The 12,347-nt window shown below is 37.2% G+C and carries 8 protein-coding genes and 1 pseudogene; 2 read left to right on the top strand and 7 right to left on the bottom strand.

Annotation, left to right across the window (positions count from 1 at the left end; all coding sequences use genetic code 11):
- Nucleotides 1-50: 50 nt before the first annotated feature.
- Nucleotides 51-815, bottom strand: coding sequence for a serine aminopeptidase domain-containing protein (locus tag AC2CGN_RS15985; protein ID WP_484514887.1), 765 nt, complete (start codon nucleotides 813-815; stop codon nucleotides 51-53).
- 121 nt (nucleotides 816-936) lie between these two features.
- Here AC2CGN_RS15985 and AC2CGN_RS15980 point away from each other — a divergent pair, with 121 nt between their 5' ends.
- Both AC2CGN_RS15980 and AC2CGN_RS15975 read left to right on the top strand, forming a co-directional pair.
- On the top strand, nucleotides 937-1,746 hold the full coding sequence (locus tag AC2CGN_RS15980) for a Cof-type HAD-IIB family hydrolase (RefSeq protein ID WP_286925372.1): 810 nt from the start codon (nucleotides 937-939) through the stop codon (nucleotides 1,744-1,746).
- A gap of 125 nt (nucleotides 1,747-1,871) precedes the next feature.
- Nucleotides 1,872-2,729, top strand: a complete 858-nt coding sequence (locus AC2CGN_RS15975; RefSeq protein WP_429980410.1) for a DegV family protein — start codon at nucleotides 1,872-1,874, stop codon at nucleotides 2,727-2,729.
- Between the two features lie 48 nt (nucleotides 2,730-2,777).
- Here AC2CGN_RS15975 and AC2CGN_RS15970 read toward each other — a convergent pair whose 3' ends face one another.
- The 6 genes and pseudogenes from AC2CGN_RS15970 to ltrA all read right to left on the bottom strand — a co-directional run bounded on the left by AC2CGN_RS15970 (nucleotide 2,778) and on the right by ltrA (nucleotide 11,967).
- Complete coding sequence (locus tag AC2CGN_RS15970; protein ID WP_484514884.1) at nucleotides 2,778-4,271, bottom strand: alpha-amylase family glycosyl hydrolase; 1,494 nt, start codon at nucleotides 4,269-4,271, stop codon at nucleotides 2,778-2,780.
- A gap of 518 nt (nucleotides 4,272-4,789) precedes the next feature.
- Nucleotides 4,790-5,158: a YisL family protein gene (locus AC2CGN_RS15965; RefSeq protein WP_286925374.1), complete on the bottom strand. Its 369-nt coding sequence runs from the start codon at nucleotides 5,156-5,158 to the stop codon at nucleotides 4,790-4,792.
- Nucleotides 5,159-5,294: 136 nt separating this feature from the next.
- Nucleotides 5,295-6,197: a fumarylacetoacetate hydrolase family protein gene (locus tag AC2CGN_RS15960; protein WP_429980407.1), complete on the bottom strand. Its 903-nt coding sequence runs from the start codon at nucleotides 6,195-6,197 to the stop codon at nucleotides 5,295-5,297.
- A gap of 125 nt (nucleotides 6,198-6,322) precedes the next feature.
- Entirely contained in the window at nucleotides 6,323-7,489 is a 1,167-nt protein-coding gene (locus AC2CGN_RS15955; protein WP_484514881.1) for a DUF418 domain-containing protein, read from the bottom strand.
- 85 nt (nucleotides 7,490-7,574) lie between these two features.
- Nucleotides 7,575-10,028, bottom strand: a pseudogene (addA, locus tag AC2CGN_RS15950) (helicase-exonuclease AddAB subunit AddA); the annotation flags it as partial.
- 100 nt (nucleotides 10,029-10,128) lie between these two features.
- Nucleotides 10,129-11,967 carry a group II intron reverse transcriptase/maturase gene (ltrA, locus tag AC2CGN_RS15945; protein WP_484515028.1) on the bottom strand — a complete coding sequence of 613 codons (1,839 nt, stop codon included), beginning with the start codon at nucleotides 11,965-11,967 and terminating at the stop codon, nucleotides 10,129-10,131.
- Nucleotides 11,968-12,347 lie beyond the last annotated feature (380 nt).

Raw genomic sequence — 12,347 nt, 5'->3', positions numbered from 1 at the left:
TATTTCTCCTTTCGGCGTAGTGTTAACCTTATCATAGCAGATGCATCTTATTATGCCAAATGCTGTGCAAGCCATTCAGTCGCTGCTAACATGCCCTCTCGTGACACTGCATGTCCTGCTTTTTTATCTGCAATAAATTTTAGGTCCTCAGGGTTTGTCTCATAGTATTTGCATAAAGTTAAATAAAAATCATACGTTTCTTTAAAAGGGACGGTTTTATCCTTTTCTCCATGCCAAAAAAGTACTGGGCGACGCGCAAATTTTTCTGGTGTTAGAGTGATATCATAAGTGGCAAGAAGCTCATTCGCCTGCTGTATTTCTTCCTCTGACATTGGCCATTGCACCCCGTTTTTCGCAAACTGCTGTAGCTGGTATTCACCTAATTTTACAAAGCCGGGTGCCCCCATACATACTGCCGCGGTTTGTATCCACTCATAGCGCTTTAAGCAACCAGACGTGATAATTCCTCCCATCGACGTACCAGCAATACCAATTTTATCATGCACTAATAAATGTTTATTCTTTAATCCATTATATAATTGTTCAATCTCATGGATAGAATTTAAAACAATATCCCAGAAATGTATGTTCATTTGCATCTCACTTAGACCCTCACTACGTTCACCATGGAATTTTGCATCCGGTAAAAGGACACGCACCCCTTTTTCGACTAATTGATATGCATAATGTAAGTTATGTTCTTTCGCACTCATAAAGCCATGTAAGAAAATTACAACGGGGGTTTCTTCATTCATATCATCATTATGTATATGCAATAACGGAATTTTTCCCCACACTTCTTTTTCTACAATCATTTTTGTCACTCCCAACTTTTGTCTCCTCTTTATGTTAGCAAACTTTTTTCACTGTGACAAAATTTTGACGAATGGATAACAAAGAGATACTATTCAAACTATAGGAAAGGGGCAACGAGCTATGAAACCTCATTTAATCGTTTTAGATTTAGACGGTACTTTATTAACTGATCAACAGCAAATTTCAGCAAAAACAAAAAAAACATTATTCCAGGCTAAGGAACAGGGTCACCAGATTATGATTGCTACTGGTCGACCATATCGTGCAAGTGATATTTACTATCATGAGCTTGGTCTTACAACACCTATCGTAAATTTTAATGGTGCTTACGTTCATCATCCAAAAAATGCTGCATGGCAGACTGTGCATACACCAATCGATTTAGGGGTTGTACATGATGTCGTCGATTCAATTAATACCTATGAATACGAAAATATTATTGCTGAAGTAAAGGATGATATTTATGTGCATACAGAGGATGAGCGGATATTAAATATATTTAATATGGGGAATCCAAAAATTACGCTTGGCGATCTTTATACACACTTATTAGAAAATCCAACAAGCCTTCTGATTCAAGCAAATGAGGTAAACTCAATGATTATACGTGATCATTTGCAGGCTGTACATGCAGAGGTTATTGAGCACCGTCGCTGGGGTGCACCACTTCATATTATTGAGATTGTTCGACGCGGCTTAAATAAAGCAGTAGGAATTGCACATGTGGCTAAGGATTTAGGGATTCCACGTGATCGGATTATCGCATTCGGTGATGAAGATAATGACTTAGAAATGATTGAATATGCTGGAGTAGGTGTAGCAATGGGTAATGGGATTGCGTCCTTAAAAAATATCGCTAATGAAATTACAACATCCAATAATGATGACGGTATTGCTAAATTACTCATTGAACGCTTAAAATTATCATAGTTAGTAAGTTTTCACAAAAACATGTACTGTATAGACTTCATTTATTTGGGCAATGTTAATCTATTTATTAAAATGCTAGTGTTACTCAAATTAAAGTAAAAAAATGTATGTAGGGGGACAAAATGATGAAGATTTTTACTGATAGCGGATGTGATCTACCAAAGTCTTACTACAAAGAAAATGATATCGTTCTGCTACCATTACGAGTGCATTTGAACAACAATGAATATGATGATGTCATGTCGATTGATTCAAAAGAGATTTACAACGCTATTCGTCAAGGTGCTCGCCCAAAAACATCTCAAGTATCACCAGAGCTTTTCCTGAAGCACTTTGAAGATCTAGCAAAAAATGAGGAGGAAGGTATTTATATCGCCTTTTCATCAGAATTATCTGGCACCTATAGTACTGCGGTCATGATTCGCAATCAAGTACAAGAGCAATATCCATCACTTAAATTGGCGATTATTGACTCTAAATGTGCCTCATTGGGTCATGGGCTAGTGATCGAAGAAGCGGTTCGTCTTCGAGACCTAGGAGCTCCATTTGAGGACATCGAAGCTAGAATTATTACCCTAGCCCCTCAAATAGAGCACCTTTTTACAGTTGAGGATTTAGACTATCTTGCCAAGGGTGGGCGTGTATCAAAGGCAAGTGCTTTTTTAGGTGGACTTCTAAGTATTAAGCCTATTTTAAATGTAGAAGATGGTAAGCTTGTTCCTATTGAAAAATCGCGTGGGCGCAAAAAAGCAATTGCTCGTATGTTAGAATTAATGCAAGAGCGCGGTGGGAATTTCTCTGAGAAAGTTGTTGGTATTAGCCATAGTGATGATGCTGCCTTTGCAAGCGATGTAAAAGCCGCCATCCAAGAAAGATTTTCTCCTAAAGAAATACAAGTAACAATGATTGGTTCAGCTATCGGTTCCCATGTAGGACCAGGTACAATCGCTATCTTCTTTACGAATAAAAGCTATCATGCTTAAGACAAAAACCCCTTTACACCGAAAAGTTGTGTAGAGGGGTCTTTAATATTATGCATCTTGCTCCTGACGACGGACTTTACCTCGTTTAATGATTACAAAGACAAACCCTATAAATATTACCCATACTAATCCAAGTGCTATCATATAGGGTATATTGAATCCTTCATCATTTTTAACTTGATAAATCTCAACCATTTCACGATCTAAAATAACTGGATAAACATCCTTTTCATTAATACGGACCTTTTCTTCATGTAAAATACCATTTAGCATTTTACCTTCGCCTAGCTGGGTTGGTGTTAAATCCACACGCTGTGTTTTCCCCGTATTGTTGACCATGATGACCCACTTCTCTTCATCAGATGTACGTGTAAACACAAGTAAACCATTTTCATTCGTGATGACTTCAAAATCACCTTTACGTAATGTGGCAGATTTATTGCGCAATGATTGGACATTTTTAATATATTTGATAAGTTCTTCATCTGTTTTAAAGTTGAAGATTTGATGCGTATCTGGCTTCGCTTCACCATTCATTGCAATTTCTGTACCATATTGCACAATAGGAGTTCCTGGTAACATAAATAAAGTACCCATTGCCATTTTTAATCGAGTTGGCGGGAACATATTTTCATTTGCAGAATCAAATGTAAAACGATGTGTTTCTAAAGAATCCACCATTATTTGTGTTGGTTTATCACCTGTAAAAGGCTCCATTAGCTTGGACGAATCCATATCAACATTTTTGAAAATATTACGATAAATATCGGCTGTTTCAGGTGAAAAACTTGCATCAAAATTGGCATCACTTGCTTCATTTGAAATGATATAGAGAGACTTTTTTGCATCTTTTAATGCTGCTATAACTTTATCAACGAATGCTGTATCAGCACCTGCAATATTTGTTAAACGAATTCCACCAATATCATATGTAGAGACAAAGTCTGTTGCTGATTTAATAAGCGCTTCTTGCACCTCTTTGTTCGTTAAGTCCCACTGTACTTGCCCATTATTTGTGGAAGCAATCCAATTTTGTTTCGCAGAATCTTTTGCCCACTCATGGTTGGGACTTACATTGTTGAGTGGAAAATCAACCATAATGGCCATATTTTTAGCTTTATAGGCTTCTACAACACTTTGAAATTCTTCCGAAGTTCCAAAATGTCGTTCGATTGTCGAGTAGCTTGTTGGCATTGAACCATCATATTTCTCCGTAGAAAAAATAGGACCAATAGAAACAATCGTATAGCCCATTTCGCCAATGAAATTCAGCTTATCTTGTAGACCTGTAAAATCGCCCCCTGCAAACTTCGAAGGGTCTTGCGTATTTGTATCAAAATCGTTAGTGCCCGAACCATTAAAGAAACGGTCAACGAGTAAATCATAGATGCTTTCTTCTGCAATTGTTCTTGTCGACACTTCATCAGCCTGTGCCACTGGTATTGCACTTATTAACGAAGTTGCTAGTAAAAGCGTTGCAGCTGTTGCACTTATCCACTTCTTGAATTTCACTTTCATTCCCTCTCTTTCAAACCAATCCATCGTCATTTTACCAAATAAAACAGTTACGTAGCTATCATTTCAAAATATTTTCCGAAAATGCAAAATGAATTACGACAAAAAGGTGTCAACTTTCCCTTATGAGATCCTTTAATGGGGAGCTAAGCAGTTTTCTTCCTGGCTGAGCAAATTTTTGGCATACCAAAGCTGTTCTTTACTCTACCCGAGCGTTTTTCGATATACCTGAGCTGTTTCTCGTCCAACCCGAGCGTTTTTTCGTTATACCTGAGCAGTTTCGCGTCCAACCCGAGCGTTTTTTCGATATACCTGAGCAGTTTCTCGTCCAACCCGAGCGATTTTTCGTTATACCTGAGCAGTTTCGCGTCCAACCCCAGCGATTTTTCGTTATACCTGAGCAGTTTTCTCATCCAACCCGAGCACTTTTTCGTTATACCCGAGCAGTTTCTCGTCCAACCCGAGCGATTTTTCAGCTAAACTTTCTATGATTTTTTACAAAAAATAAAAGTCGGGAAGCGAAAACTTCACGACTCTTACAAAGATTATGCTAAGAAATCTTGACCCATTGGCAGCTTGAAGCCCAGGAACAATGTGATGAATAGGAATAATGCAAATAAGATCCAGAACATAACTGTTGATTTGTTTTTCTTTTGGCGAACTAATACCATTTCCATCATACCGATAACTAAAATACCGCCTAGGAATTTAAAGCCGTAAAGCATTCCCATGCCATAATTTCTTCCCTCATTAAAGAGTGCGATACCAGTAATGATAACTAAAATGTAGAATAAACGTAATGTCATATGTAAGCCCTTTGACTTATTGCCCGTAAATGAAGCAATTAAAAAGATGACAATAGCAATTACCCAAGTTGTAATATGCACATGTGTTTGGCTTGTTAAAAAACTCATTTTCTTTCACCTCATATTCTTTTTTCTATCAAATTCTATCCTATCATGGGATGGAAAGGGTTTCAAACATTACAATAGTGTTCACATAATATACTTAAAAATCCGCGGAGAAAAAAACTCACGCGGATTAAAAAAATTATTTAAAATGATTTACTAATGTACCAATGCCCTGAATCGATACTTTTACAGTATCTCCTGCTTGTAAAAATTGAGGCGGATTCATGCCTTTGCCAACACCAGCTGGAGTACCTGTTAATATTACATCACCTGGCTCTAAAGTTACATGTTGAGATAAAATAGATACGAGCGATTCTACAGTGAACATCATATCCTTAGTGGAGCCATTTTGACGCACTTCATCATTTACTTTTGTGACAATTGTTAAATCTTGTGGATTTGGAATTTCATCTTTTGTCACAAGGTATGGTCCAAGTGGGCAAGTTCCATCTAAGCTTTTTCCTAAGAAAAATTGCTTATGTTTTTCTTGTAAATCACGAGCTGTAATATCGTTAGCAATTGTGTAGCCAAATACATAATCATATGCTAAGTTTTTCGGTATATTTTTACCACGTTTACCAATAACGACCGCAAGCTCACCTTCATAATCTAGTTTTGAAGAAAGACCTGCATGTATCGAAATTGTTTGACCATCAGCTGCAATTGCTGTTGGAGATTTTGTAAATACCATTAAATCTGTCGGAGCTGCCTCTGCCCCCATTTCTTTTGCATGTTCATCATAGTTTTTACCAACACACATAATATTTTTCGGCGTACGCGGAATTGGTGATAACCATTCTATCACTGTGAATTCACGTTTAAAGCTATCTGCACGGTCTGATTTTTCAGCCGCTTCTACTAATTTACGAATCTGTTCAACAAAATCAAAGCCTAACGCAATACCATCCACGATTGAACTTGAAAAAGAAGGGAGAACTTGAAGTTCATTTTGAATAGCTAGTACATCCCATACCGCTTCTTCTTTTTTTACTTTCGGTCCAAAACTAACATGTCCACCTAATTTAAACGATAAAATTTTCATGATTTAAAGAGCTCCTTCTTTTTTCTACATAATACAACAATATGATAGAAATTGCCTTACTTTTGCGATAACAATTTTTATTGTTGTTAATTCTACATACTTTATGCTATTGAAGTAGAAAATACTTAACTTTCATTCAATTTTATTTTATATGTTAATTTACGCCAAATCGCTTCTAAAGGACCTTGCCTCCATTTTGTTAGCCAAATTTCCGCTAGTATCATTTGCACAATTATTATACCTAGTGCAATTAACACACCCGTTGCAACACTTACTTTCCCATACCACCCAAATCCAAACTGATAAAATAAAATCGTTCCAATAAGGGATTGAAGTATGTACATTGTTAACGACATTCGTCCAATTTTTGCGAAGGGAGTTAGAAGCTTTGGAACAATAGGGAGTAAGCAAAGTAATACAATAAGCCCTATATAACCGATAGATAAAATCGGGCCACCTATGTAAACCTTTAAGTAATCGAAAAGATACGTACGCGTAAACATAACAGGTAAACTCTTCACAAAAATACCAATTGCCAACCCACCTATCGCTAACGTCATCCATAGCCACTTAAGTTCTCTTGCTCTTTCCACTAAACGCCATTTGGACGCTGCTGCACCTAATAGCATGTACGGTAAAATTGTAAATAAAGAGACAAACCACATGCCAATACTCATTTGGATCGATAAATCAGTTAGACGCTGCATAAAGGCATCTACCCAATTCCCCGTACCATAAGCCGTTATTGCCTTCTCAACGGATGTAATATCTAAATATTCATCCACCTTTGCATCAAAATGAATAAATCCTACAACGAGTAACATAAAGGCTTGGAAAACACCAAAAATGATCGCACTGATTGTTACTAACCAAACTGACTGAAGACGCAGTAATAGTAATAAAAACACGCCACAAAAAGCGTACATCATTAAAATATCGCCCCACCAAATTAACAAAGCATGCAGCAATCCAAATACAAATAGTACTGTTAGTCGTCGTAGCCCTATCGTATAAAAATTTTGCTGACGACTCTGTGCTTTTTGCCATTGCATAGCGAGCCCATAGCCAAATAGCATTGCAAATAGGGGATAAAAGCTACTTTGTACATATATATCTAAATTTTGCTGCCAAACGATATCTGACGGTGTTGTAAACCATGATGCCAGGTCAATATATGGCATCGGTAAATAAAAAGCAAACATATTAACGAGTAGGATCCCTAACAAGCTAATACCTCGTAAAATATCTAATGTTGCAATACGCTCCTGCAACATTGTCGGTTTGAAATCCACCACATAACCTCCTCTTTCTTTTTGCCCTGTAGTGAAACAGAGCCACTTCCTACTTGGAAAGCTCTGTTCACTGCAATGGCCATGTTTATGCATGTATGGATCGTTCAATATCAAATAAATACAATACTTTATCACTAATTTGAATCTGAAGAATGGATTCAATCGCTTCACTATAAACCTTTAGCTGAACGCCATATCGATCTAATAATTCCTTCGATAACGCAGGCTCCTTTGCAAAATGTGCTTGAATTCGGTCTGTCTTATAATCTAATAACACCCAATTCCCATTTTCATCCTCAAATAAGCAATCAATTATTCCTTGTACAATTTGAGCATCACCATCTTCATCTACTCTACTAATGGTGAACGGCATTTCTCTTCTGAGTTGTCGTGCTTTTTTAAAGCGCTGTCCAATCTCTGTTGTAAAGAAATTTAAAATTTTCTCTGCAGAAACCACTTGTCCCTCAGACTCTGTCAGCAGCTGCCTTGTTACTAAATCAGCAACAAACCTCTGTACCTCTTGGATATTCAGAAAACCATTTTGAGGGATATGCTGCATAACCGTATGAATGGCTGTTCCAATTTCTGCACCTGTGAGCTGCTGATGCTGTAAAAAGGATGGTCTTGGTGCAACAGATTGCTGCCTAGAAGGTGAAGTAAAATAATATTCAGGCTCATTTTGCCTTTGTAAATTTTCCAAACGTTTTATTTCACTGACAGATGTTTTCGAACGCTTCCTTGTGGATTTTTGAAAAGGATACTGTGCTTGAAAGCGTGTCGTAATTGTTGTTAGCATGGCTTCATCTTCTGGCGTTTCAAGTAATTGTTGTACCTCATTTTCTAGCGCATGTATATCGTACATGTAATGACTAGTTTTAATCGGACGAATCCACCAATGCGAGGCATCTTCCAATGGTTGATAGGGAGTTGTCGCAATCGTTGCAAAATCAGCATGTCTTGCAACTGCAGGACCTATCCAATCAAAGTAGCTATTTGCCCTTGCGCGTAAATACTCCTGCAGCGGGGCATCCAAGGATAGACTTTGTGCATCCTGCCAATTATCACGTATTTTATGCCAATTTTTCACTGAGCCTATTAAGATTAATCGCTCCTTTGCACGTGTCATCGCAACGTACAATACACGCATTTCCTCCGCACGCATTTCAAGCTCCTTTTTCTCCTTCAATGCTAAAAATGGTAAGGATGTATACATAATACGATTGTCTGGATCAATTGCTTTTACAGCAAGACCAAAATCCTGATCGAATAAATAAGGTAGATGGAAATCCATTTTGTTAAATGGTCTGCCCATCCCAGCAACAAACACTACTGGATACTCTAATCCCTTTGAAGAGTGAATCGTAACAAGACGTACAACATCATCTTTTTCTCCGATTGATTTGGCTGTTCCTAGGTCATCGCCACGTGTACGCATTCGATCAATAAAGCGTAAAAAACGAAATAGCCCTCTAAAAGAAGTTTGCTCATACATTAAAGCTCGATCATGTAAAATTCGTAGATTAGCCTGACGCTGTTTGCCATTTGGCATAGCACCTACCATCTCATAATAATGCGTATCTAAGTAAATCTTCCAAATTAGATCGGATAATGAGCCGCGCCGTGCTAAATCTCGCCAGTTTTCAAATGCCAGCATAAAACGTTGAAGCTTCTCAAATGTGACAGATTGTACACCATGCCCTTCACTGCGAATAAATTGCCTTAATGCATCATAAAATGGAGCCTTAGTATCCGCTAACCGAATTTTCGCCAGTTCATTTTCTGTTAAGCCAACAAAGTGGGCACGGAGTACAGAGGCTAAAGGAATATCCTGATAGGGATTATCGACGATTTTCAGTACATTTAGCATAATCATAACCTCTAACGCATTAAAATAACCTTTAGAGGACTCTGCATACAGCGGAATTCCAGCAAGCTTAAATTCCTCCACCAAGTCGGTTGACCAAGTCATGGAACGCATTAAAATCACAATATCACTATATTTTAATGGACGTTCAGTCTTTGTTTTGGTATCGTAAACAGTCGTTCCATCCTCCATCATCTGCCGAATTCGATCAATAATAAATCGAGCCTCATACTGTGAATTTTTTAATTCCTCAAGTTCTGTGGCTTCTTCTGTTGTAGTATCCTCTGACTCTTCATCCAGCTCCTCCTCCAGAGGGGGATGCATGATAACAAGCTCTACCGGCACCTCCTGATCATCATAAGGTGCCGCTGGTTTTAACGAGGCCTTTTCATCATATAAAATTTCTCCAACACGCTCACCCATAATCTGTGCAAAAATATAGTTTGTAGCGTTTAATACCTCTTTCCGACTTCGGAAGTTTGCATTTAAATCAATGCGCATGCCAGTCGTATCAGGAGTCTCCAAAAACTCCCCATATTTGCGCATAAAGAGCTTTGGCTCTGCTAAACGGAAGCGATATATACTTTGCTTAACGTCTCCCACCATAAAGAGATTTCCATCTAGTTCCTCACCTGTTTTCACAAGCTGTAAAATTGTTTCCTGCAGCATATTTGATATGGATAGGTAAGCATTTGAAGTAATCTCCTGCTTTTCCCCCCATTCACACCGTACGTGAGGGTTTCCCCTCATACGGCGTTCCATCAATTATGAATCTTTAAACTAATATTTCATTTCCAGCCATAACTCGAAGTTTATTTACTTTGTCTCTACCTTCTTGTGTCAGTCTTGCTAATTGAAGATATTTTTCAATCGTCTCTTCTTTTGTTGCGTGAATCAGTTTATGGACCATTTTAGTTATAAAAACTAAGTTGTTATAATCATCTTTTCCACCTAATGCTCTTGGCTTCTTATGATGTAATTCCATATTATTTAGAAGAAGTGGCTCACCTGTAACGAAACATATCCCCTTTTGAGCGATATATTTTGAGATGCGATTGTCATTATACTCAATGCTTTGATTAATTACAGGATTTTTTACTAGTTGCCTAATAATTCTTTCTGATACTGACTTCTGTGTTTTGTGTACGAGACTTCTACCTTCAATCGTGTAGTTGTTTATTTCTTGCGTAAAGTTCTTCGGGTTTTTGTGTTTGACGCCATCAATTGGGAAAATGGCTACTCGGGCTACGAAAACTTTATTCTTGCCTAAATAGTCTTTATAATGTGCTTTGTAATATTTACTAAGTTCCCCGTTTTCAGATGACACAAATTTTAAGCTGTTATATAAGGTTCGTTTGACAGAGAATGCAATTTCACTAAAATCCTTTGATACCATTGTCGCCTGCTGATAGAAGTTTTGAAGTCCTAATATTGTTGCATTAAGTTTGGATACTTCTGAGGCGTTGGTATTTTTCTTAATTCTTTTAATGTTTTCTTTAATTTTTTGTTTTGCATTCTGTTTAGCCTTGTCAGTCATAAATGATTTTACAGTATGCTTTTCTTTGTTCCTCACTACTTTCATTTTAAATCCGAGGAACTCTGAAAAGTTTTTTCTTAAATTGATTACCTTCGATTTTTCCTTGCTAATATCAAGATGCAGTCGCTCCTTTAACCACTTTTTCACGCCTTCAAATATTTTGAATGCACTTTTATGGTCACGACAGAAGATTTTAAAATCATCTGCATAGCGAACGATAAACATCTCTTTTAAATTTGTCATTCTTTTTAAAGTGGCGTATTTTACTGAACGATCTAGTCGTTTTTTGCCACCTATAATGCGTTCTCTCTCATAGTTCTTTTCCGTTTCAAACGTTTCCCATTGATTGCTTATCCACCAATCTAGTTCATTAAGAACGATGTTGGATAGTAATGGTGATAAGATTCCACCTTGTGGAGTGCCTTTTTCTGGCTTTCCTAACCCCACTATTTCTGCTTTCAATAGTTTGCCCATAATAGAGATTACTTTCTTATCTTGGATTCCCATACTCCACATTTGTTTTAGAAGTTTGCCATGATTGACGTTATCAAAGAATCCTTTAATGTCGATATCAACCACATAATGCAACTTATTAATATTTGCTAATGTAACTGCCCTTGAATATGCGTGAAGTGTACCTCTATTTGGTCTAAACCCATAACTGTGATTATGAAATTTCGCTTCACATATTGGTTCAAGAACTTGCTTAATACATTGATGTATAATTCGGTCTTCGATTGTCGGTATTCCCAACGGTCTAACTCCGCCATTAGCTTTTGGTATTTCTTTTCTTCTAATTTTATGTGGAATAAAGTTTTCCAATCTTTTTCTAACATAGCTCACAAGTTTTTCAGGTTCTTGTTCACCTACAGTAGTGATTGTAGATTCGTTTACACCTTTAGTGAATGACCCTTTATTTTTCTTAATGTTTCTATATGCTAGTAAGATGTTCTCCCTATCTACTATGAGTTCGTAGAGATTTTTGAATTTCTTATTGCTTTGACTATCTTTGTAAAGCTTATCGAAGGTTTCTTGCATACCGTAATACTCATTATTTCGTAAAGACTGTCGTTTCAAAACTTTTTCGTTTGCTGTATCAGTCAACACTTTCACCACACTTACTTTTTTATGGTGATTGCATTTCTTTTAGTCATACGAGAACCTGATATTATAAAATATTGTTTTAGTTATCCATAAATTGACTAATGGCTATCCCTCCACCGCTTATTATTACGGCTTCAACGGTACTGTGCCATCACTTTCACCAACTTAAAATAAGGTTATACAAATTGTTTTCCCTTATACCCCTTCATCGAGTGCAATCTCTCCAAGTAGTTGGCTTACCACGTTCCAAGAAATCATATCTGTACATATAATACTTTTAGGTCATTCCTCTAACCCTGTTAGCTGGATAGTGCCTGTAACACTATAAGGTGTTTCATAAAGACAAATTTTAC

The organism is Lysinibacillus sp. DFXJR4 (assembly GCF_057196045.1).
The sequence above is the reverse complement of the archived record's forward strand: the minus strand, read 5'-3'. Positions and strand labels throughout refer to the sequence as shown.

What these genes read in the sequence shown, in the direction of transcription:
- AC2CGN_RS15985 (WP_484514887.1), bottom strand. Translation starts at nt 815, where the DNA reads ATGATTGTAGAAAAAGAAGTGTGGGGAAAAATTCCGTTATTGCATATA.
- AC2CGN_RS15980 (WP_286925372.1), top strand. Translation starts at nt 937, where the DNA reads ATGAAACCTCATTTAATCGTTTTAGATTTAGACGGTACTTTATTAACT.
- AC2CGN_RS15975 (WP_429980410.1), top strand. Translation starts at nt 1,872, where the DNA reads ATGAAGATTTTTACTGATAGCGGATGTGATCTACCAAAGTCTTACTAC.
- AC2CGN_RS15970 (WP_484514884.1), bottom strand. Translation starts at nt 4,271, where the DNA reads ATGGATTGGTTTGAAAGAGAGGGAATGAAAGTGAAATTCAAGAAGTGG.
- AC2CGN_RS15965 (WP_286925374.1), bottom strand. Translation starts at nt 5,158, where the DNA reads ATGAGTTTTTTAACAAGCCAAACACATGTGCATATTACAACTTGGGTA.
- AC2CGN_RS15960 (WP_429980407.1), bottom strand. Translation starts at nt 6,197, where the DNA reads ATGAAAATTTTATCGTTTAAATTAGGTGGACATGTTAGTTTTGGACCG.